General features: G+C 59.8%; 21 protein-coding genes. 6 read left to right on the top strand and 15 right to left on the bottom strand.

From position 1 onward, the window contains the following. The first annotated feature begins 138 nt into the window (after positions 1–138). Both ACSAMW_RS12255 and ACSAMW_RS12250 read left to right on the top strand, forming a co-directional pair. Complete coding sequence (locus ACSAMW_RS12255) at positions 139–477, top strand: AAA family ATPase (protein WP_500590569.1); 339 nt, start codon at positions 139–141, stop codon at positions 475–477. Positions 478–938: 461 nt separating this feature from the next. Continuing rightward, complete coding sequence (locus ACSAMW_RS12250) at positions 939–1,664, top strand: NAD-dependent epimerase/dehydratase family protein (RefSeq protein WP_500590568.1); 726 nt, start codon at positions 939–941, stop codon at positions 1,662–1,664. 88 nt (positions 1,665–1,752) lie between these two features. Here the strand turns inward: ACSAMW_RS12250 and ACSAMW_RS12245 are convergent, their stop codons facing one another. From ACSAMW_RS12245 to ACSAMW_RS12175, 15 genes are all read right to left on the bottom strand, one after another. Beyond that, entirely contained in the window at positions 1,753–3,348 is a 1,596-nt protein-coding gene (locus tag ACSAMW_RS12245) for a gamma-glutamyltransferase family protein (protein ID WP_500590567.1), read from the bottom strand. Positions 3,349–3,370: 22 nt separating this feature from the next. Beyond that, the gene (locus tag ACSAMW_RS12240) at positions 3,371–4,255 is read right to left on the bottom strand and encodes an ABC transporter permease (protein ID WP_500590566.1); all 885 of its coding nucleotides are present in this window, start codon (positions 4,253–4,255) and stop codon (positions 3,371–3,373) included. Continuing rightward, positions 4,255–5,199: an ABC transporter permease gene (locus ACSAMW_RS12235; protein WP_168085172.1), complete on the bottom strand. Its 945-nt coding sequence runs from the start codon at positions 5,197–5,199 to the stop codon at positions 4,255–4,257. The genes ACSAMW_RS12240 and ACSAMW_RS12235 overlap by 1 nt, the downstream gene beginning before the upstream one ends. 28 nt (positions 5,200–5,227) lie before the next feature. Beyond that, the gene (locus ACSAMW_RS12230; RefSeq protein ID WP_500590565.1) at positions 5,228–6,727 is read right to left on the bottom strand and encodes an ABC transporter substrate-binding protein; all 1,500 of its coding nucleotides are present in this window, start codon (positions 6,725–6,727) and stop codon (positions 5,228–5,230) included. Beyond that, entirely contained in the window at positions 6,724–7,836 is a 1,113-nt protein-coding gene (locus ACSAMW_RS12225; RefSeq protein ID WP_500590564.1) for an ABC transporter ATP-binding protein, read from the bottom strand. The genes ACSAMW_RS12230 and ACSAMW_RS12225 overlap by 4 nt, the downstream gene beginning before the upstream one ends. Continuing rightward, the gene (locus tag ACSAMW_RS12220) at positions 7,833–8,840 is read right to left on the bottom strand and encodes an ABC transporter ATP-binding protein (protein WP_500590563.1); all 1,008 of its coding nucleotides are present in this window, start codon (positions 8,838–8,840) and stop codon (positions 7,833–7,835) included. Before ACSAMW_RS12220 ends, ACSAMW_RS12225 begins: the two co-directional genes overlap by 4 nt. After that, complete coding sequence (locus ACSAMW_RS12215; RefSeq protein WP_500590562.1) at positions 8,837–9,574, bottom strand: FadR/GntR family transcriptional regulator; 738 nt, start codon at positions 9,572–9,574, stop codon at positions 8,837–8,839. The genes ACSAMW_RS12220 and ACSAMW_RS12215 overlap by 4 nt, the downstream gene beginning before the upstream one ends. 305 nt (positions 9,575–9,879) lie before the next feature. Next, entirely contained in the window at positions 9,880–10,533 is a 654-nt protein-coding gene (locus ACSAMW_RS12210; protein WP_500590561.1) for an HAD family hydrolase, read from the bottom strand. Positions 10,534–10,594: 61 nt separating this feature from the next. Next, entirely contained in the window at positions 10,595–12,124 is a 1,530-nt protein-coding gene (locus ACSAMW_RS12205; protein WP_500594032.1) for a sodium:solute symporter family protein, read from the bottom strand. Then, positions 12,124–12,381: a hypothetical protein gene (locus ACSAMW_RS12200; RefSeq protein WP_500590560.1), complete on the bottom strand. Its 258-nt coding sequence runs from the start codon at positions 12,379–12,381 to the stop codon at positions 12,124–12,126. The genes ACSAMW_RS12205 and ACSAMW_RS12200 overlap by 1 nt, the downstream gene beginning before the upstream one ends. Before the next feature lie 109 nt (positions 12,382–12,490). Continuing rightward, a complete protein-coding gene (locus ACSAMW_RS12195; protein WP_500590559.1) occupies positions 12,491–13,426 on the bottom strand; it encodes a phosphotransferase in 936 nt (311 codons plus the stop codon). Next, complete coding sequence (locus ACSAMW_RS12190) at positions 13,423–14,379, bottom strand: phosphotransferase (RefSeq protein WP_500590558.1); 957 nt, start codon at positions 14,377–14,379, stop codon at positions 13,423–13,425. Before ACSAMW_RS12190 ends, ACSAMW_RS12195 begins: the two co-directional genes overlap by 4 nt. A 9-nt stretch (positions 14,380–14,388) precedes the next feature. Next, positions 14,389–15,669 carry a Zn-dependent hydrolase gene (locus ACSAMW_RS12185; protein WP_500590557.1) on the bottom strand — a complete coding sequence of 427 codons (1,281 nt, stop codon included), beginning with the start codon at positions 15,667–15,669 and terminating at the stop codon, positions 14,389–14,391. Further along, the gene (locus tag ACSAMW_RS12180; protein ID WP_500590556.1) at positions 15,647–16,405 is read right to left on the bottom strand and encodes a DeoR/GlpR family DNA-binding transcription regulator; all 759 of its coding nucleotides are present in this window, start codon (positions 16,403–16,405) and stop codon (positions 15,647–15,649) included. Before ACSAMW_RS12180 ends, ACSAMW_RS12185 begins: the two co-directional genes overlap by 23 nt. Before the next feature lie 80 nt (positions 16,406–16,485). Then, positions 16,486–17,889 carry an amidase gene (locus ACSAMW_RS12175; protein ID WP_500594031.1) on the bottom strand — a complete coding sequence of 468 codons (1,404 nt, stop codon included), beginning with the start codon at positions 17,887–17,889 and terminating at the stop codon, positions 16,486–16,488. A 322-nt stretch (positions 17,890–18,211) separates the two neighbouring features. On the opposite strand from ACSAMW_RS12175, the gene ACSAMW_RS12170 reads away from it, so the two are divergent. The 4 genes from ACSAMW_RS12170 (at position 18,212) to ACSAMW_RS12155 (ending at position 22,547) form a co-directional block, all read left to right on the top strand. Continuing rightward, positions 18,212–19,303, top strand: coding sequence for a polyamine ABC transporter substrate-binding protein (locus ACSAMW_RS12170; RefSeq protein WP_500590555.1), 1,092 nt, complete (start codon positions 18,212–18,214; stop codon positions 19,301–19,303). 116 nt (positions 19,304–19,419) lie between these two features. Continuing rightward, complete coding sequence (locus tag ACSAMW_RS12165; protein WP_500590554.1) at positions 19,420–20,592, top strand: HD-GYP domain-containing protein; 1,173 nt, start codon at positions 19,420–19,422, stop codon at positions 20,590–20,592. A 139-nt stretch (positions 20,593–20,731) separates the two neighbouring features. Continuing rightward, complete coding sequence (locus ACSAMW_RS12160) at positions 20,732–21,616, top strand: sugar nucleotide-binding protein (RefSeq protein ID WP_500590553.1); 885 nt, start codon at positions 20,732–20,734, stop codon at positions 21,614–21,616. Then, on the top strand, positions 21,609–22,547 hold the full coding sequence (locus ACSAMW_RS12155; RefSeq protein WP_500590552.1) for an NAD-dependent epimerase/dehydratase family protein: 939 nt from the start codon (positions 21,609–21,611) through the stop codon (positions 22,545–22,547). Before ACSAMW_RS12160 ends, ACSAMW_RS12155 begins: the two co-directional genes overlap by 8 nt. The last annotated feature ends 69 nt before the right edge of the window (positions 22,548–22,616 follow it).

Here is a 22,616-nt window from a genome sequence, read left to right as displayed (position 1 = left end):
TTCTGATCGCTGCAGCTCCATTGCTTGAATGCAGTTGCCAAAACTCACTACGTCTATTGGAGCGCTGCAGGTGCTGGGCTAGAGTTTCAGGATCCATCGGCCCTGCGAATTACCTTAAGCCGTCACAAGGAAGAGGCTATGCAGATCCAGTACCTGGAAATCGCGAATTTCCGCAAGCTCCTGTCCGTTCGAATCGACCTGGCAAGCACCACCACGCTGTTGGTCGGAGCCAACAACAGTGGTAAGTCCTCCGCGATGCTGGCCTTGCGTAAATTTCTGCTCTCGAAATCGCGCGCTTTCCGCCTCCAGGATTTAACACTTGCTCACCTGCGACCATTAATGCCATCGGTGTCGAGTGGGAAGAGGCAGACGAAACCTTCGAGATACCAGCTGCCAACGAATGGAAGCATTGGTTACCCACTTTCGATCTATGGGTCGAAGCCTCAAAAGGGGAGCTGCATTACATCAAGGATCTGATTCCCAATTTTGCCTGGAAAGGTAGCTGTGTCGGGATGCGCTTTCGACTTGAGGTTTCGATGCCTCGGGCCTGATCCCGCTGAGCATGACGACCTTTACGAAGTTGCACAGCCTACTTTACATTCCTGTCGTCCCGAAAAAGATTAGTAAGGAGATGGTCTCTTTCTTTACAGAACCCCTCTTAGAAAGCAATATTTGGGATTTTGTATATAAATCAAATAGGTATTATGGCTTTATCTGTATTCCCGTTCTAGGCCCGCCTAATACACTTTTCAAGGTTTACCCCTACACCCCCCCGCGCACTGCGGGGGTTGTGCTATTCCAGGTTAGAAATCTCAGGGCTACCCGCTGACGTTGAAACGTACTAACACCTTGGTCTGGCACCAGGGCGTTTCGGCGTTTGGTAAGCTCTGACCATTGCCCTATTTTCATCCACATGACACTTCAAGGAGATACGTGCCATGCCCCGTAAGGTTTTCGTTGCCGGCGCATCCGGTGTAATCGGCAAAGCCCTGCTCAAGCTGTTAGTAGCGGCGGATTACAGCGTGTATGGCGCTACCCGCCACCCAGATAAAGTGGAGGGCATAGAGGCAACAGGCGCTAAAGCGATAGTCGTCGATGTGTACGACGCTGAGCGGTTGCAGGAGGCGTTGGTCAGCCTTCAGCCCTGGGCGGTGATTCACCAACTGACCGACCTGCCCCGTGGCCTGAGCCCCGAGCTAATGGCTAAAGCCGTAGAGAACAATGCCCGTATCCGTACCGAAGGCACACGTAACCTGGTGGCTGCAGCCAAGGCCGCGGGTGCGAGCCGGCTGGTCGCCCAAAGCATTGCCTGGGCCTATCAGCCGGGCGATACCCCGTACCTGGAAACCCACCCCTTGGACGTTGAAGCCCAAGGCAGCCGTGGTATCAGTGTAGGGGGCGTAGTAGCGCTGGAACAGCAAGTGTTGGGTGAGCCCACCCTGCGCGGCACAGTGCTGCGTTATGGCCAGCTGTACGGGCCCGATACCGGCACCGATGAGCCAACAGGCGTCAGCCCTGTGCACGTTCAAGCGGCTGCACGCGCTGCGCTGTTGGCGTTGGAATCAGAGCAGGGTGGCATTTTCAATATCACTAACGACAACCCCACTGTCAGCAATGAGAAAGCCAAACGCCTGCTTGGATGGTCGCCTGCTGTAGACGCCTGACCCTCACCCGTACGGGAAGCCAGTGGCAAGCAAGCGATTGGGTTGTACCGCTTGCCTGCCGCCGAGAGCTGCCTACATCAGGGCCTGCCTAATAGGCGGCTACCAACCCATCCTTGCGCGGGTCACTGCCGCCCACGTACCCATGCTCGGTACGCTGAATGATCTGTGCGCCGCCAAAGGCGAATACACCGCTGGGTTCTTCCACATCGATGTCGTGCCCTTTGTCACGCAGTGCCTTCACCACGGCTGGGTCGAATGCCTTTTCCACCGCCACTTTCAAGCCGGCTTCAAGCCTCCAGCGAGGTGCATCTGCTGCTGCCTGTGGGTTTTGCTTGTAGCGCAGAATACGCATCATCATCTGCAAGTGCCCTTGGGCCTGCATAGGGCCGCCCATCAAACCAAAGGTCATCAAGGGCGTGCCGTCGGCGTTCATTACAAAGCCAGGAATGATGGTATGGAAAGGGCGCTTGCCGGGTGCCACGGTGTTCACGTGGTTGGGGTCCAGGGTAAAGCCCGCACCGCGGTTCTGCAGGCTGATGCCGGTGCCAGGCACGACCACACCCGAACCGAAGCCCATGTAGTTGGACTGAATGAACGACACCATCATGCCGCTTTCATCCGCGGTCGACAGGTACACCGTGCCGCCGGGTTTGGGTGAGCCATGGCCAGGGTTGGCTGCCTGCTCGTTCACCAAGGCTGCGCGCTCAGCCAGGTAGGCCGGGTCGAGCAAATGTTCGCTGCGCACACGCATGTGGCTGTCTTCGGCCACGTGCTCATTGAGGTCAGCCAGGGCCAGCTTCATGGCTTCAAGCACCGGGTGTACGGTGGCGACGCTGTCTACCGGGTGCTCGCCAACGCCCAAGGCTTCCAGCATGCCAAGCCCGGCGAGGGTAGCAATGCCTTGGCCATTGGGGGGCAGCTCATGCACTACAGCACCGGCATAGGGGACAGACAGGGTATCAATCCAGTCCACCCGGTGAGCGGCCAGGTCTTCCAGGCTCATCACACTGCCATTGGTTTGGGCATGAGCAATCATGGCCTGGGCCAGTTCGCCTCGGTAAAAGGCCTCGCCCTTGGTTTGAGCAATCTGCTCAAGGGTGGACGCATGGTCGGCCAAGGTAACTTTCTCACCGGCTTTAGGCGCTTTGCCGCCTTGCAAGAAACACTCGGCAAACCCTGGCTGGTCCTTGAGCAGCTCGGCACCCCGGCGCCACAGCTCAGCAATGATCGGGGTCACTTGGTAACCGTCACGTGCATAACCAATGGCTGGCTTGGCCAGCGTGGCGAAGGGCAGCTTGCCGTAGCGTTCGGACAGGGCGACCCAGGCCGATACCGCACCCGGCACGGTGACCGCGCCCCAGCCGCGCTGTGGCATCTGAGCCTGGCCTTTGAAGTACTCCGGGGTCCAGCCTTGAGGCGCCCGCCCGGAGGCGTTCAGGCCTTGCAGGTGTTTTCCATCCCACACAATGGCAAACGCATCGCTGCCAATGCCACAGCCGGTAGGCTCCACCACCGTCAGCACCATGGCGGCGGCAATGGCCGCGTCTACGGCATTGCCGCCCTGGCGCAGCATGTCCAGGCCCGCCTGAGCAGCCAGTGGCTGGGAGCAGGCCACCATGTTGTTGCCCATCACTGGCGAGCGCGCCGAAGCGTAGGGTTGAGCGTAATCCAGATCATCAAACATGCGGTCGTCTCTTGGCAGTTGATCAGCTTTTTGGGTCTAGGGCGTCGCGCAGCCCATCGCCTAGCAGGTTGAAGCACAGTACTGTGATGTAGATCGCCACACCGGGGGCGATGGACATCCACGGTGCCTGCTCCATGAAGTTTTTAGCAGTGTTGAGCATCGAGCCCCAGGACGGCGAGGGCGGCTGCTGGCCCAGCCCCAGAAACGATAGGCTCGCCTCGGCAAGAATGGCCGAAGCAATGGTCAGCGTGGCTTGCACCACCAGCGGTGATAGCACGTTAGGCAGTACGTAGCGCAGGATGATCCAGCGGTCCGGCAAGCCGATGGCCTGAGCACCTTCCAGGTAATCCTCATGCCGGATAGCCAGTACCTGCCCACGGGTAAGCCGCGAAAAAATAGGCATGGCCGACAGGCCGATAGCAATCATGGCATTGGTCAGGCTCGGCCCCAGGAACGCGCCCAAGGCAATGGCTAATACCAGGAAGGGGCACGACAGCAAGGCTTCCATGATGCGAGAGATCACCGCGTCCAGCTTGCCACCGAAGTAACCGGCCAATAGCCCGAGGGGCACGCCAATCACCATGGCGATGGCAACCGATACGCCACCGGCCACCAGCGAGCTGCGGGCACCCCACAGCAGGCGCGAGAACAGGTCACGGCCTAGTTCATCGGTGCCTAGCCAGTACACCAATGACGGTGCTTTGCGTACGGCCAGAAAGTTGGCCTTGAGCGGGTCATGGGGCGCGATCCAGGGCGCCAGCAGCGCGGCCAGGATAAACACCACCAACACCGCCAGGCCAATGACCGCGCCCTTATTGGCCAAGAACTTGCGCACGAAGGGCGAGCGCGCACGTGGTATGAGGGTGGTGTCCGAAGTACTAGCAACAGGCGACAGCAGCGTAGTCATCAGGCGGCCCTCAAACGTGGGTTGATCAGGCGGTAGAGCACGTCGGCCAGCAGGTTCAGCAACAGGAAACCAATGGCCACACAAAGCACAACGCCCTGCACCACGGCGTAATCTCGGTTGAACACAGCATCGACAATCATCTTGCCGAAGCCTGGGATGCTGAACACTTGCTCGGTCAGCACGGCACCCCCCAGTAGTTCGCCAAACAGCAGCGTGGTCAGGGTTACGATTGGCATCAATGCATTGCGCAACGCATGCTTGAGCACCACAGTGCGAGGAAACAGGCCCTTGGCCCGGGCGGTACGCACGTAATCAGCACGCAGCACTTCCAGCATAGCGCTGCGGGTGTGGCGCATCAGCACGCCGGCCAGGCCAGCCCCCAGCACAAACGCCGGTAGGATGAGGGTTTTCAGGTTTTGCATCAGGTCTTCACCCAGCGGTACAAAACCAGAAGCCGGTAGCCATTGCAGTTTCACGGCGAAAATCAGAATCAGCAGGATGCCCAGCCAGAAGTGAGGAATCGAGATGCCCGATAGGGCGAACACGTTGGCGCCATAATCCACTGCTGTGCCCTTGCGTACGGCCGATACCACTCCGGCGGGAATGCCAATGACCAAGGCAATGATCAGCGCCAGCACCGCCAGCTCGATCGTCACCGGCAGCTTGGAGGCCAGCAGCGCAGTCACGGGTTGCTCGGTGCGCAGTGAAGTGCCGAAGTCACCCGTCAACACGTTGCCTACCCAGTGCAGGTATTGCAGCGGCACTGGGTCATTCAAGCGGTATTTTTCACGCAGGTACTCCATGACCGCCGGGTCGCGCTCCTCGCCTGCCATGGCTTGCACTGGGTCACCCGGCAACAGCTTCTGCAGGGTGAACACGAACAGGGAAACCAGAATCAGCGTGGGGATGGCGCTCAGCAAGCGCCGCAAGATAAACGTCAGCATGGCACCTCCTTGAAGCGGCCGGCGGCGTTCATTTGAACGCCATGCCGTTGAGCCGGATCAGGCCGTCCGGGTTGGGCACAAAGCCTGTAAGTGTGCTGCGCATAGCAATGATGCGCGGGTCAAAGTACAGGTAGCTGGTGGGCACATCGGTGGCCAGCAGGCGCAGTGCCTGGGAATACAGGGCCTGGCGTTGGGCCTGGTCGTTGACAGTACGTGCCTTGTCTAGCAGCTCATCGAGCTTGGGGTCGCAGAAGCGGCCATCGTTTTGAGCGCCCTTGCAGGTCACGAACTGATGAATGTCGCCGTCCGGGTCCGGCCGGCCTGACCAGGCGCTCATGCCAATCTGGAAATTACCCGCTGCTTGTTCGCTCAGCAGGGTGGCGTACTCGGTGGCCACCAGGTTGACCTTGAAGCCAGCCTCTTCGGCCATGGCCTGAATGATCTGCCCCACTTGCTGGGCAATGGGGTTATTGGCCACTTTCAAGTCAACGCTCAAGGGCAGCTTCACCCCTGCTTCGGCCAGCAGTTTCTTGCTCTGCGCCACATCACGGAGCGGGATAGGCAGGCTTTTGTCGTAATACGGGCTGCTGGTGGGGAAGGGCTGTGCGCTGGGGGCGTACAAGCCTTCGAACACCACCTGGTTGATGGCGTCCCGGTCGATAGCCAGCTCGAAGGCCCGGCGCACGCGCTTGTCCTGGCCCAGGGGCGTGTTGGCACGGTCACCGTTGCCTACGTTGTAGATCAACTGCATGTAGCCCAGCCCAGGGGTGTTAAATACCTGGAGCGCGCTGTCAGCCTTGGCGGTTTTTACATCGGTGGGGGCCACGCGTTCGATGATGTCCAGGTCGCCGGAGCGCAGGTTGGCCAAGCGCACGGAGGTGTCCGGTATGGGCAGGAAAATCACCTTGTCGAAGTGGTAGGCCTGCTTGTTCCAGTAGTTGTCGAAGCGCTCCAGCACAATGCGGTCCTGCTGCACCCGTTGCACGAACTTGTAAGGCCCGGAGCACACCGGCTTGGCGGCGACGTCTGCGGTGGATGCCTTGGGGGCCAGCATCATGCCGGCCCGGTCGGACAGCTGGGAAATAAGGGTTGCGTCTGGCTGCTTGACCTTGATGGCCACCGTTTTTGCGTCTACTACGTCCACACTGTCGATAGACGCCAGCTCACTCTTGCGTAGCGAGTCGGGCAGGGTACGCGCCCGGTCCAGGTTGAACTTCACGGCCGCCGCGTCGAAGGTTTCGCCGTCGTGGAAGGTCACGCCTTCTCGCAGGGTCATGGTCAGGGTCTTGCCATCGTCGCTCCAGTGCCAGGCCGTGGCCAATTGCGGCACATATTCAAGCTGGGGGCTAATGTCCACCAGCTTGTCACACAGCGCGGTATACACCAGCCGGCCGGAATAGGTGCGCGAGCGGTGCGGGTCGAGCACGTCCGGGTCGTCCTGGATACCGATACGCAAGGTGGTTTCAGCAACGGCGGCGTTGGCGGCGAGCACCATCAGCGTGCCTGTGATGAGGTGGGCGAGTTTCATGGTTGGCGCTCCAAGGCTATGGCTTGATGGTGTTTGAACAGGTTAAGGCGCTGGGTATAGGCCGCACTCGGGGTAGGCACCGCCAAGGCATCAGCCCCGGCGTTGGCAATCTCGCGCCAGTAGTGACATGCCACCTGCCGCCCGGCCTCGACCGTTTCGAACAAGGGCTTCACCTCGCGGCACAATGGTCGCGCATGGGGGCAGCGGGTGTGAAACCGACAGCCCGAGGGCGGGGTGCGTGGGCTGGGCATATCGCCGCCGAGTACGGCCCGTGGGCGGCGCAGATCTGGATGGCTGACCGGCACGGCCGCCATCAACGCCTGGGTATAGGGGTGCAGAGGGGTTTCAAACAAGGCATTGACCGGCGCCAATTCCACAATCTCGCCCAGGTACATCACCGCTACCCGGTCGCTCATGTGGCGGATCACGGCCAAGCCATGGGCGACGATCAACAGGGTAAGGCCGAACTGTTGCTTGAGGTCCTCCAGCAGGTTCACGACTTGCGCCTGCACCGACACGTCCAGTGCAGACACGGGCTCGTCTCCCAAAATCAGCCGAGGCTCGGAGGCCAGTGCGCGGGCAATACCGATACGCTGGCGCTGGCCCCCGGAAAACTCATGGGGAAACCGGCTGCCGTGCTCGGGCGCCAGGCCCACGGTGCGCAGCAACTCGGCGACTCTGTCCTGGCGGGCGCTGCGGTTGCTGTCCAGGTGAAGCCAGATGGGTTCGCCCACAATCGCTTCAACGCTCATGCGCGGGTTGAGCGAAGCGAACGGGTCCTGGAAGATGATCTGCAGGTCGCGCCGTACCTGGCGCAACTTGTCCGGCGCCAGGTTGGCCAGGTTGCGGCCCTCATAGATAACATCGCCTGCCGTGGGCTTGAGCAGGTTGAGCAGCAGCCGGCCAAGGGTAGATTTGCCGGAGCCAGACTCGCCTACCAGCGCGAGGGTTTCACCCCGGCGTACCGCCAGAGAAACCTCATTTACAGCCTGGACCGGAGGCTTGCTGCGCTGGAGAAAGCCCGCCTCGCTGCTGAAGTGCTTGCTCAGGGCAATGCTTTCCAGGATCGGCTTGGTGGTGTCGCTCAGGGCGACAGGGGCCAGGCTCATGCGCTTACTCCCACATGCTGCTCCAGGGGCGCACGGATGCACGCGGCGAAATGTTCAGGAGATACTTCAAGCAACGGCGGGCGCGCCGCCCGGCAAGCGTCGATCGCAAACGGGCAGCGGCCGGCAAAGCGGCAGCCAGTGGGCATTTCCGCTGGCGTGGGCACGCGCCCGTGAATGGTAGCGAGCCGCCCTTCACGGGGGCCAATAGACGGCATGGAACCCATCAAGCCGATGGTGTAAGGGTGCTGTGGGTCATCAAAAAGGGTCTTGACGCTGCCGCGCTCTACCACCTGGCCGGCATACATCACCAGCACCTCATCGGCTACTTCGGCGACCACACCGAGGTCATGAGTAATCAACACCATGGCCGTGCCCGTCTCGGCCTGCAAGGTGCTTACCAAGGCAAGGATCTGCGCCTGAATGGTCACGTCCAGGGCCGTGGTAGGTTCGTCAGCAATGATCAAGGCTGGGTCGTTGGCCAGCGCCATGGCAATCATCGCCCGCTGCCGCATGCCGCCAGACAGTTCGTGAGGGTAGGCGTCCAGCCGCTGCCGAGCGTCGGGCACCCGCACCTTTTCCAGCATCTCAAGGGCCCGCTGGCGTGCAGCAGGCTTGGGCAGGCCCTGATGGCGCATCACGCTTTCGGCGATCTGCTCGCCGATGGTAAACACCGGGTTTAGCGAGGTCATGGGCTCCTGAAAAATCATCGCCATGCGGTTGCCTCGCACGCTGAGCAAGCGCTCGGCGGTCATGCCTAGCAAGGGCTCACCCAGCAGATTGGACGCCGTAGCGTTTACTTGTGCGGTGTCCGGGAGCAGGCCCATCAGCGACATGGACGTGACACTTTTGCCACAGCCGGACTCGCCCACAATGGCCAGGGTTTGCCCTGGCAGTACCGAGAACGACACGCCATCGACCACATTGGCCGGGGCGCCTTTGAAGCGTACAGAGAGGTCGCTGACACTCAGCACCGGGCGTGCTGAAGCTATGGATTGATCGCTCATGCGCTGGCCTCCAGGTCGTGTTGGATGACGTTATCGAGCGCTTGCTGCAAGGCCCGCAAGTGCCCGCGCATGGCCGTCGCAGCCTTGACCGGGTCGCGGCTTTCGATAGCCCCTACGATGTCATCGTGGTCGTGGCTATAGGTGCTCAGGCGGTCGCTGTTGCGCGCCCGCTGGCGTAAGGTCCGCCACACCGGGTCCAGCCGTATGGCGTCGAGCATTTCAAACAGGTCCAGCATCAACCGATTGCCAGCGGCTTCAGCAATGCCACGGTGCAGTGCGCTGTCCCAGAGTTCCAGGCTGTCGGCGTCCGTGTGTTCGGCACCCTGCTGGCCTTGGGTGCGCTCGGCCAGGCGGCGAAGGATCGCCATCTGTTCGCCGCTGGCCCTTACCGCTGCCAAGGACGCTAGGGCAGGTTCAAGGTGCAGGCGGGCTTCCATGACCTCGCTGAAATTGGTTCGGCTGCATAGCTTGGCAAAACTGATGGAGGCGCTGGGCGGGGTAGGGCCCACGAATGTCCCTTTGCCTTGCCTGCGCCAGATGTGGCCCTCGGCCTCCAGCACCGCTAATGCCCTTCGAATGGCACGGCGGCTGACGCCAAAGTCTGCCGCCAGCTCACGCTCGGTAGGCAGCGGGCGCTGGGGGTAGGCAGCCTGCTGGGCTACGAGCTGGCGCAGGGCATCAAGTGCGAGTTTGGACGCGCTGTCATGAGCGGCATCACTGTCGAACCTTTCCATCGTAGTTCTCGACTCCGGCTGAACAGCCTGCAAATGCAAGCCAGGGCCTGGGTAGGGCGCATGGAGGTGGGTGCAATAGTGATGCCAATGAACATTGGTTCAGGGCTCAGGTCCGCTTACCGCTATGGGACGCTGTACAGGCCTAAAGGCTGCTGGGCCAATGGTAGATTGGTGCAGGCACTGGTTCGGCCCAGGCGTTCAATTGGTTCGGCCTTGAGCGAACCAATCTGCCAATAGCGCCTTGCAAGGTGGGCGCAACTGCCTCTTAACAGTGCACATGCTGTAGCAGATGCCAATGGCAACGATCAGGACCACTGCAACACGGGCCAACCCTGTTGTTGCGCATGTGCCAGCAGAGTGGGGTCAGGGTTGACGGCAAACGGCTTGGGTACAGCGGTGAGCAGCGGCAGGTCGTTACGCGAGTCCGAATAGAACGCTGCACCTTCCAATACTTCACCGCTCGCTTCCAGCCAGGCCGCCAGCCTTAATACCTTCCCTTCGCGGTAGGTCAGAACACCCTTGGTGTGGCCGGTGAACTGGTTGCGCTTCACGTCCAGGTCGATGGCCAGTACCTCTTCAATGCCCAAGTGCGCAGCGATAGGCGACACGAGATGCGCACCGGAAGCCGAGATCACCAGTAGCCGGTCACCCGCCACTTGGTGCCTGGCAATGGCCTGGCGTGCATCGTGGTACACAAGTGGCTCAATAACGGTGTCTATGAAATGCACCACGGCAGCGGCGACATCGTCAGTACTGCGCCCAGCCATCGGCGCAAGGCTGAACGCCATGTAATCTTCCATGGCGAGTTTGCCCTCACCATACGCCTGCATCAGCTCACGATCGCGCTGGATGAAGGCCTCGCCCTCTACCCAGCCCAGGCGTACCATTTCCTGGCTCCACAGGCTTGCACAGTCGCCATGAATCAAGGTGTCGTCCAGGTCAAATATTGCCAAAGCCATCGGCGTTTCCTTTTTTTGTGCCAAATAGGGGGTGCGCGCCTGGGTTCAGGCGCGCCTGCTATCAACTCATTGTTGGCACTGCACTCATCGTTTTTGAAACGCGGGTGCCGGCGTTGAACAAGTCATCCACACGCTTGATCTCAGCTGCGCTGGGTTTGATGGCCAGGGCAAAGCCGATGAACGTTGCGGCATTAACGACCAGGCCCACGATGCCACTGGTCAGCGAACCCAGTGCGGGGATGTCGTCGGGGTAAAGCACGGTCAGGACGATGGCAACGGCGATGCCAGCCAGCATCCCGGCGATTGCCCCCTGCTTGTTGCCATGGCGAGAGAAAATGCCGAAAAAAAGCGGCACTGCCAGTTGGATGATGCCCTGATAGGAGATCTGCGCCAGCAGTTGCAGCCGGGCATAGTCGAAGGTCAGGTAAGCCAGTACAGAGGCCGCGCAGATGAAGACGACCATGCCTGTCTTGGCCAGCACGGTTTTTTGCCGATCTGTGCGGGGCGTGCGCCAGGTGGCCAGGTCGTTGGCGAACTGGGTGCCGCAAACCTGCACGCAGCCATCCACATGGCCAATGCTCGCTGCCAGCACAATCACGATGGCAAGGGCCAGCAGCCAGGGGCCCCCGATATCGAACAGTGACAGGAACCAGCCGTGTTGCGGGGCAGCGGCAACGTTGGGGTTCTGGCTGATGGCAGCACCGAACAGCATGAGAATGCCGTAGAACCCAGCCACCAGCATAATGGTGACCAGCGTGCCTTTTTTGACCGAGCGCACCCCGCTGGCGGTGTAGATGCGCTGGAAACTCATGGGCCAGCACATGGAGCCGATGACGCCGGTGAAGATCAGGCTGAACATGTACATCGGGCCATAGGTGCTGCCTTCTCCGCCTGGGATAACCAGCATGTTCGCCGGCAGGTGAGCCAGGTTCGAGAAAGACGCCTGGTCACCGAACAGCAGGAAGATGCACAACGCCGCGCAGAGTACATAGGCAATCAGGCCCTGGTACATGTCCGTCATGATCAGGCCGCGCATGCCCATGCTCACGGTCCAGTACTGGCGTATCAGGATAACGGCTACCCCCACAGACAGGCAGGTTGTCACGCCCCAGCGCCCGAAGCTTGCAAACTGGAACAACGTCGCCAGCGCTTGAATGCCCATGACCACCCAGGGAAAGACCGAGATGATGCCGATGATGGACGCGATCCGCTTCACGGCGGGGCTATTGAATCGCATGCCTAGCAGGTCAGGTTGCGTGGTGAGGTTGAACCGCTTGCCCCAGGTCCAGGCACGGTTCGCCATCAGGTACATGGCTGTAACGCCAAGTGTGGCGTAGACCATGCCGTAAAAGCCCAGCGCACCGCCTACCGAGAGTGCGAAGAAAGCGGTAAAAGTTGCGCCGGGCCACCAGGAATTGGTGTAGCACATGGCGATATACCAAGGGCCGTATGAACGGCCACCTACAGCATAGTCAGAAAAAGAGTCACTCTTGCGGTTGGTGGCATACAGCACTGCAATCATGCCTGCCAGAAACAAGCCCACAAGGCCGAACGTGATATAGAGGTCGGAGCCAAGCACTGTGCTGACCATCATGCTTCTCCATCTTCGGGGATATTCCCGGTGGCGGATTCATAGGCGTAAAGCACCCATAGGCCCAAGCCCATGAGCGTTGCATTAAGGATCCAGTAAAAGATAGGCAGGGGTATGCCCAGTATCACTACCGTGCTGCCACTTATCTTCAGGTAGAAGGGCGGAAACAATGCCATCATCAGTAAGGCGATAAAGTACAGCGCAAATACCAGCGACTTCGTGCGCTGCGGCTGTGGGGCCGTCGAGAGCGTGTTCATGGGAAAGCTCCTTGAATTTTGGATCTTACGAGGTGAGGTCCGATAAAACTCAAGCAGAGAAAGCAAGTTATGCGGTGGCCCGCTATGTTCTTATTAGTGTTGTGAAGCCTTACACTTCGCGCAGCCAAGACTCCCAACGAGGGTCATTGATGACACTTCGTGCCCTCATCTGTTTCCAGGCGCCGTACTTGTAGAAGTCAAAGTCCAGTTGCGATACAGCGTGTTGTACCATGGCCCAGGTGGACCACTTGATGTCCGCCAGTGCCTTGTACACTTTAACCCTGGCCACTGTTTCGGGTTTTACCTGGCCGAAATAGTCCTCAATCAATTCGCGCTCCATGTCCTCTGTAAAGAACATTTCGCCAAACCAGAGTGCCAGTTCGTAATGGCGGTCATTATTGGACGCATATTCGAAATCAACCAGCCGTATGTCCTGCTGCGCATTGAGCATGAAGTTGCCGGCCAAGGTGTCATTCATGCAGGGCGCCAGGTCCACCCCGGAGGTTTCCAGGGCCGCACGGGCCCGCTGGGACTGTAAGGACAGCCAGGCATCGTCGAAGGGTTTTTCTCCCTTCAGCACAGCCACTTGCTGCTGGTGCTCCTCGATCATGTGGAAAATGGTTTTGGTCTGGTGCAGCAAGGGCTGGTCGTTGAATGCCTTTAGCCCTCGCAATGCGTTATGGCGTACATCGCGGTTCAGGAAATCGAGGTTGGAAGAGGCGCGCCACCCTTCCATGAACTCAAACACTTCAACCCCAAGTGCCTCTATAAAGGCAAACACCGGTGCGCCATAACCGGTGGCTGCCGCTGCAACGCTAGCGTCGTGGGCTGTACGCCGATCAATGAACATTTCAGTACCGGCACCGGGCACCTTAAAGAAGTAAGCGGTGCCAGCGCCCTCAACCTCTACGCGCCAGTTGGTGTTCGAAATACCCCCACTCACAGGCGAGTAGCGAATGTGTCGGCCTCGCCATTCCCCGATACTGCTGACAGCGGCTTCCAGTTGCAGCTCCTGAGCGGTTGAAGCGTTCCCAAGCAAAGTCATGCGCTTATCCTCTTTACCAGACGCAACCAGCTCTCCAACCGTGGGTCTTGCGTGACCTGCTGGCAGCGCAGGAACGTCCATTGCCCCAGCTTGGAGAATTCGAGCGACCTGCCAGACACCGTTCCGGCCCAGAAGGCCCACAGTGTCCAATACCAGTCGTTGATCAGTGCATATAGCCGGCAGGCGGCGTAGTCCGCTTCAAGGCACTGGCCAGCCCAGGCTACAATGCCCTCGCGCCATTGGTTTTCGAACGGGTACAGCTCATTGAGCGTAATGGCCACGTCGTACCAAGGGTCCATGCAGCCGCCGTAGTCGAAGTCGACCAGCTTGAGTTCGCCCTCTGTGGAGATCATCACATTGCTGCTGACACCGTCGCCGTGAATCGGTACTGCCGAGAACGCTCGGCCTTGAAGCGCCTCCCACGCCATGTCTATGCATTGATTAATCCAAGCGTGGCTGGGGGGCAGTGCAACCTGATCGCGACGGCAAAGCGTACGTAGCGTGTCGATGTCGCCCATGGGGGACCGAACAAAACCTGGGGAAGGGCCGGAATGAACGGCCCGTTTCAAAGCCCACAGTTTGTTCAGGCTTTCAGGGGCGACAAGGTCGTTAAGCCGGGCAGTGCGCCAGCTGTCCTCTGGCAGCGCGTCGAAAAGCAATACGCCCAGGGCCGTGTCTGCCCCGATCAAGCGAGGCGTCGCGCCTGTCAGCCCTGCACAGCGGCTAGCCTGTGCGCTGTTCGCCACATCGATGACTTCAGTCATGTCCGCCTGCAGCACTTTTGCGTAGCAAGGGGTATTGCCGCCTGACACCCTGTATCCCGCCCACTCCGTTGCCAGCCTGGACGGCGAAGCCACAGCCGGTGCTCCTGGTGCAACCAGAGGGCTGCAGCCTGGCGCATGCCCTAATAAGGTTGTATTCAGGCGGGCCAGCAAAGTCGATGAGTTCGGCATGATCTGGCCTCAGTGAAGGTCGCTTGGCAGGGTGCAGGCACGGTGCAGCAAGGCCGTGAGCATGATCAAACCGTTGCGCATGTCGTGTGCACTGCTGAACTCCGCTTCGTTATGGGACAGCCCTCCCTGGCTTGGAATGAACAGCAGGCAGGTAGGGTATTTACGGTTCATGCTGATGGCGTCGTGGCCGGCCACGGTGACGCTATCAGTGATCGAAAGTCCCAATTGCTGGCCTACCGCGTGGGCCAGTTCGGCAAAGCCTTCATGCAGAACACCCGGGCTGCGCAGCACACTGCTTTCAATCTCGACCTGCGTCTGGGTTCTTTCAGCAATGGCGCGAACGGTGGCGTCTAGGCGGTCGCCTGCAGCCTGAAGGAGGTGAACATCCTCGGCGCGGTATTCGGCCATCAAGGTGGCGAGGGAGGGCACCACGTTGGGGGAATTGGGGTACACCTCAAGGCGGCCAACGGAGCTGTGCATGCGCCCTCCGTGCTGGTCGGCTTCGTCGCGAACGGCAATGACGGCATGTGCCGCTGCCAGCATAGCGTCCCGGCGGTCTGCCATGGGCGTTGGCCCGGTGTGGTTCTGCTCGCCCGTGAAGCGAATGCGTTGCTTGAGCGCCGCCCAGGTGCTTCGGACGACGCCAATCGCATGGTGCTCACGTTCCAGCGCCGCGCCTTGCTCCACGTGAATTTCCACATACCCTGCAACCTCCAGGTCCACCCTGCCTTGGCCCAGGTACCCTATGGCGTGCAATGCCTGCTTCAGGCTCACACCGTCAGCATCCTGGCTGCCCCAGGCGTGTTCCAGCGTAAGGGCGTGGGTGAATACGCCGCTACCGATCAGGCTGGGCTGGAAGCGAGCGCCTTCCTCGTTTGTCCAGTTAACCACTGCGAGGTTGCAGGCAGGGGTTTCCTGGCGTTCCTCCAGTTGCCGCGCCAGGCTGGCCACCGCGACGGCCCCCGCCAGCACGCCGTATACGCCATCGAATCGCCCTGCACTGGGCTGGCTGTCGAGGTGGGACCCACACACCACGTAAGGGGCGCCCGGTGTGAAGGTCTTCAATCCAAAGATGTTACCAATGGCATCGATGTGAACATCGAGCCCTTGGGCTGTTAGCCACTCACACAGCAGGTCGCGCGCCTCGCCATCTTCGGATGAGGCTGCAAGCCGATGCAGGCCGCCTGCCGCGGTAGCACCGATAGCAGAGCTTCGTTCGAACAGGTCTTGGAACTGGGCATGATCGGCAGCGCTGGGTATCAGCGGTTCAGGCATACAGGATCTCGACATTATCTTGCTCCAGGCGAGTGGCGAACTCAGCCGACAAGGGGCGGTTCGTCACCAGCGTAGTGATCGCACTAAATGGCAGTGTGTTTATGAATAGGCGGTGCCCGAACTTGCCGTCGTCTGCAAGGATGACACCTCGCCTTGAATGCCTGACCAGGCGTCTGCGCAGCATGGCCTCGGCCTCTTGGTAGTCCATAAGTCCAAGCTCCAGGTCAAAGGCCCCAATGCCCATGAAGGCGATGTCGTAATGAAACTGCCCAGCAAACTCCAGCGTATGGGGGCCGATCAGCGCATTGTCTTTACGGCGAACATCACCTGGGGCTACCAGCACTTTATTGTCACTTTGGCTTGTTATTACCTGAGCGATGTCCAGCGAATTTGTAATTACCCTAAGTTGGCTGAACTGCGTCAGCCGGTGGGCCAGTGACAGCGTGGATGTTCCCGTATCCAGGAACAGCACCATGCCTTCAGTTACCAGCTCTGCGGCTTTATTGGCGATGCTAGCCTTGGCCTGCGGCTTGATCCGGCTACGCACCTGCAGCGGCGGTTCATCCTGCAACTGAGGCAAGATGGCGCCACCGTGAATACGCCTTAACTTCCCCATTTCTTCCAAGTACTTGAAGTCGCGGCGGATAGTTTCCTCAGATACGTACAGTGAGGCTGCCAGTTCGGACGCCTTTACACGCTGCTGCTGGGCTAGCAGGCGCAGAATTTCATCGAGACGAGGCTGGTTTAGCATAGGGCTTTGATTCCGCTACAAATAAAACGCCAGTGTACCCACCCGCTGCCTGCACATGGGCAGGCTACGGTTTACTACGTTCAGGCGCCCAGCATGGGCGGGATGCGCTGGTCCCAAGGCGCGATGGCTTCAATGGCTGCACAAAATTGAAGTACAGGCCCGTCTGCAAACCGTGGCCCCACCACCTGTAACCCGATAGGCAACCCAGTGGGGCTCCAGCCACAGGGAATATTCGCTGCCGGGTTGCCGCTGAGGTTGAAAGGGTAGGTAAAGGGCGTCCAGTGCGCCCACGGCACAGCACCGTCCTGCCCTGCGCACCCCAACGGCGCAACCGCCTCTGCAGAAAAGGGCAAGACGGGGAGGGTGGGCATAAGCAGCAGGTCGTAGTTCTGAAACAACCCATGCACCTGATTGGCGAACGCCGCTCGCTGCTGCACGGCTTGCAGGTAGTCGGCGAGGCTGTACTGGGCCGATCGCTTGATCAGCTCAGCAAACCCTGGGTCCAGCTCGTCCAGCCTGTCGGTAAGTGTGGCGCCATAGGCAATGCCCCGGCCGCCCACCCATAACGTTTCGAAGGTGGGTAGCGGATCGCTCCAGTCGAGGGAAAGCGTGGTGATATCAACGTGCAGCTTGCTTGCAATGGTTTGAATGGCCGCTTCGACCGCTGTGGTAATAACTGGGTCCACAGGGGTGTTGAACAGGGTGGGGGCATAGCCGATGCGTAACGGCCCCAAAGGTTTGTCACAGCGTGCCAGGTACGATTCTTCAGGTGCAGGCAGGGCCTGGTGATCCAGAGGGTCAGGGCCAGACAGAATATCGAACAGCAGGGCAGAGTCGCGCACTGTGCGCGTCATAGGCCCTGCATGGCTCAGCATTTCAGTGGCCGACCATGGCCAGGTAGGAATGCGGCCCAAGGAGCCTTTCAAGGCGAATACACCGCAGAACGCGCCTGGAATTCTTACGGAGCCGCCGCCGTCGGACCCCAGCGCCGCAGGCACCATGCGCGCGGCCACTGCAATGGCAGAGCCGGAGCTGGAGCCACCACTGGTCAACTGCGGGTCCCAAGGGGTACGGCCATTGCCAAAGACACGGGAGGTGCTCGCGCCGGTCCACCCAAATTCGGTGGTGGCTGTTTTGCCAAGAATGATGGCGCCGGCCTCTTTCAACCGTCTAATGATTGGCGCGTCCCTGACCGGCACGTTAGTCAAGCTTGTCAGAGAACCTTTGGTTGTGCGCAGGCCTGCTGTGGAAAACAGATCCTTGATACCGAATGGAATGCCATGCAGCGGCCCACGGAACATGCCCTTTCTGGCTTCTTCACCCAGTGTTTGAGCGTGCTCAAGCGCTAATTCTGCATAGACATCGCCAAAAGCGTTCAATGTGGAATTGTGGGTTTTTATGGCATCAAGACTGAGCTTAACCAAATGCTCGGGCGTCAATGTGCAGGCATGCAACAACGTGCCTGCCTCTATGACAGTCGGCATGGTCTGCTTAAAAGGCTCAGTCATCATTGAAGCTCCAGCAAGAGTGAGGCGTATGGTGATGGCAGTCGCATTACAGTCACAACGCTCTGAAGCGTCAAGTGGGATATGTTGTATTTGTTGTTTTTATGGTGTTTATTTTTTCTGCGGCACTTGTTGGGTGCAAATAAACCGACTGTTGCGGCGCTTTGCCCAGTGCTGGTGCGTTCATGCATCGCTATCAGCGCGGCTCGGACCAAAGCCAATAAGGCATGACGGGTTCGGCTACGCTCTGAGTGGCTATGTTTGTGAATTAACCTGGCCTAGCTTGCCTACTGGAGGCTTCATGAAGTCAGTCGTCACATTGTTCTGCTTGTCCGCCGTTCTTTTTGGCGCCCTGGCCCACGCGGCGGGTGGCACCGTGAAAATCTACAATTGGACGGACTACATTGGCCCGACCACCCTTGACGATTTCGAGAAGGCCACCGGCATCAAGCCGACCTATGACGTGTTTGATTCCAATGAAACCCTTGAAGGCAAGTTGGTCGCCGGGCATACCGGCTACGACGTGGTAGTACCGTCCAACCACTTTCTGGGGCGGCAAATCAAGGCAGGGGCCTTTCAGAAGCTGGACCGTAACCAGTTGCCCAACTGGAAAAACCTCGACCCGCAGTTGCTCAAGCAGCTGGAGGCCAACGACCCGGGTAACCAGTACGCCGTCCCGTACTTATGGGGCACCAATGGTATTGGCTACAACGTAGCCAAGGTCAAAGCGGTACTGGGGGTGGACAGGATCGACTCCTGGGCCACGCTGTTCGAACCTGAAAACATCAAAAAGCTGAAGGCCTGCGGCGTGTCTTTCATGGATTCTCCAGACGAACTGTTCCCAGCCGTACTCAACTACATGGGGCTCGACCCCCGGAGTGAAAACGCTGACGACTACAAGCGCGCGGCAGACAAACTCAAGGCGGTTGCCCCCTACGTGACCTATTTCCATTCTTCAAAATATGTCAGCGATTTGGCGACCGGAGATATCTGCGTCGCCTTTGGCTATTCGGGTGATGTGATACAGGCCGCCAGTCGGGCCAACGAGGCGGGCAATGGCGTCAACGTGGCCTACGTGGTGCCCAAAGAGGGCGGTAACCTATGGTTCGACATGCTCGCCATACCCAAGGACGCCGAGCACCCCGAACAGGCCATGGCCTTTATCAACTATATGCTGGACCCGAAGGTTATCGCTGGCGTGAGTGAAACCGTGGGCTATGCCAATCCTAATCCTGCTTCCAACACCCTTATGGGGGCTGCGATTACAGGTAACCCAGGGATTTACCCGCCGCCGGAAGTGATGGCCAAGTTGTATGTGTCCAAGGAGCTGCCCAAAGGCATCATGCGGCTGATGACACGCGAGTGGATCGACATCAAGCGTGCAGGCCGTTGAGCGGATTACCGGTCCATTGCACCGCTATGCGCCTTGACGCGAGGCGCGGCAAAGCATAAATAGTGGCAAAATGATGTCTTTTGCCGTTACAGTGAAGGCACCATGGGGTGCGTCGTATGATTCGAAAAATTTCAGTTACGGATTTAGCCGTCGGCATGTTTCTGCATGAAGCCCTAGGCGATGGCATCACGCAGTCTCTTTGGAAAGTGGGGTTCAAGATCCAGCACCCTGTGGACCTGGAGCGCATCCGTGGGTCCGGCATGGCTGAAGTGCTTATCGACACTGCCAAGGGTTTGGACGTGCCGCTGGAGGCGCTAGCAGTAGCACCGGCACTATCTGTACCGGCTCGACAAAGCCTGCAGGCCGAAGTGGAGCAGGCCGTTGAAGTATGTGCCCGGGCCAAGCGCGCCGTGGCTAGCATGTTCAATGATGCTCGCCTGGGCCAGGCCATCAGCAGTGAACACTCACGCGCCGTAGTGGAAGAGATTGCCGCGTCTGTCATGCGCCACCCTCACGCCTTGATCAGCCTGGCGCGCCTGAAAACGGCGGATGAATACACGTACATGCATTCGGTAGCCGTCTGTGGGCTGATGGTGGCGCTGGCGCGTCAGCTAGGTTGGCCTGATGCCATGGTATTGGAAGCAGGCACCGCCGGGCTGTTGCACGACATTGGCAAGATGGCCATCCCGCTGGAGATTCTCAACAAGCCTGGCCGGCTTACCGATGATGAGTTCGCCGTAGTGCGTGCGCACCCCGTAAGCGGGCTGGATATTTTGCGCCGCAGTGGTTTTCTCAGCGTGGCGGCCATCGATGTATGCCTGCATCACCACGAAAAATTTGACGGCACGGGGTACCCCCATGGCTTGGCCGGCGAGGCTATCAGCCCGATGGCCCGCATGGCTGCCATTTGTGACGTCTACGACGCCGTTACCTCGGCCCGCCCCTACAAAAGGGCTTGGGGGCCTGCCCATTCGCTCAAGGAAATGGCGTCTTGGAAGGGGCATTTTGATGGCCACTTGTTCCAGGCCTTTGTGCGTACAGTCGGCATCTATCCCATCGGCGCTTTGGTCCGCTTGCGCAGTGACCGCCTGGCAGTGGTCATAGACCAGAACGACGGTGCCCTGTTGTCGCCCAAGGTAGCCGTGGTGCTTGACTGCAAAAGGCGCCGCCGGCTGAGCACCACGTGCATTGATCTGTCTACAGGAGAGGACCGCATTGTGCGTATAGAAATGGCACAGGATTGGGGCCTGTCTGATGTGGATCAGGCGTGGTCAGGCCTACCTGCCTGACGCCACTGGGTAATAGGTGGAGCGTAGGCGGGGGAAACTTTGCCTACAGGGTGACTAACGACCAATAAACACGCAAAATGGCCAGTCCTGCGATGGCTTGGCCATACGCTGAACACTTCGGATTGGACCTGCTAACTCTATGCGAATGCGCCTAATGCTGTTGGGCGGCGGTAGCGCCCTTGGTCAAGCGCTGATTCGCCAAGGTGCCGAGGAAGACATCGGCTTCCTGGCCCCCCGCCCCCCGGATAACGTCTGGGACGCTTCCAGCCTGACCCAATTGCTCGACGATACCCGCCCCGATGCGCTGGTAAACCTTGCCTATTACCATGACTGGTTCCAGGCCGCGCAGGTGAGCGAAGCACAGCTTGCCGCGCAGGAGCGAGCGGTGGAGCGCCTGGCCGAACTGTGTCAGCACCACGGTATCGTATTGATCCAGCCTTCCAGCTATCGAGTATTCGACGGCGCCCGTGCAACGGCCTACAGCGAAAAGGATGAGCCGCTGCCCTTGGGTGTGCGCGGCCAGGCCTTGTGGCGCCTTGAGCAGAGCGTACGTGCCATCTGCCCTCAGCACGTGCTGCTGCGCTTTGGCTGGTTGCTCGATGACAGCGCCGATGGCTTGCTGGGCCGCTTCCTGAAACGCGCGCAAACGGCTAGCGAAGTACGACTGGCCGATGACCGCCGTGGCAACCCCACACCTGTCGATGACGCGGCGCGCGTGGTGCTGTCCGTCGTCAAGCAGCTTGATTGCGCTGCGCCGTTATGGGGCACGTACCACTACGCCGGCAATGAGGCCACCACCGCAGTCGCCCTTGGCCAGGCCATTCTGGCCGAGGCGGCCGGGTTGCGTGCCTTGAGCGTCCGGGCGCCGACCCCACAGGCGCACGCCGCCTGTACCGACGCTGCCGAAGAGCCCCAGCATGCCGTGCTGGCGTGCAAGAAAATTCTACATACGTTCGGCATCAAGCCACGCGCCTGGCGTGCCGGCTTGCCGACCCTGCTGGACCGGTATTACCGCCATGGCTGATCGCCCCATTCTGATTACCGGCGGTGCCGGTTTCATTGGCTCCCACTTGGTTGACGCGCTACTGGCGCGCGGCTATGCAGTCCGTGTGCTGGACAACCTGTCCACAGGCAAGCGCGAAAACCTCCCGCTGGGGCATCCACGACTGCAGTTGTACGTTGGTGATGCTGCCGATACGGCGCTGCTTGCACAGGCTGCGCAAGGTTGCAGTGCTGCCGTGCACCTGGCAGCGGTAGCGTCGGTACAAGCTTCGGTGGAAGACCCCGTAGCAACGCATCAAAGCAATTTCGTGACCACGCTGAACCTGTGTGAGGCATTGCGGGCCAACCAGGTACGCCGCGTACTGTTTGCATCCAGCGCAGCCATCTACGGCAATAACGGTGAGGGCGAAGCGATTGATGAAGCCGTTACCAAGGCGCCCTTGACCCCTTATGCGGCTGACAAGCTGGCCAGCGAGCATTACCTGGATTTCTACCGGCGTGAGCACGGCCTGGAGCCGGTGGTGTTCCGGTTCTTCAATATCTACGGCCCTCGCCAGGACCCCTCTTCACCTTATTCTGGTGTGATCAGCATTTTCGCCCAGCGCGCGCAGGCCGGTTTGCCGATTACTGTATTTGGGGATGGCGAGCAGACCCGTGATTTCTTCTATGTGGAAGATCTGGTTGGCTTGATGGTGCAGGCATTGGAAGCCCCAAGCGCGCCAGAGGGGCCCTTCAATGTAGGGTTGAACCACACCACCTCCCTCAACCAGTTGCTTGAGGCGCTGGGCACGGTGGTGGGCAGGTTGCCAGCGATCACTTATCAGCCGGCCAGGGCAGGGGATATCAGGCATTCACGCGCCAACAACGCGCGGTTGCTGGCGCAGTTCACGCTGGGCGACACAACCCCGCTTGAAACGGGGCTGCGGCGCTTGCTGGGTGACGGGAGCCGCTGACAGGTAGGTCCCGGTAGGTCCCGGTAGGCCCCGGTTGGTTGCAGAGCTTCCCGGCCTCCGCCTTTGGCT

The sequence above is a fragment of the Pseudomonas sp. AB39(2026) genome (assembly GCF_059831485.1).
This window is presented reverse-complemented; position numbering and strand designations above follow the sequence as displayed.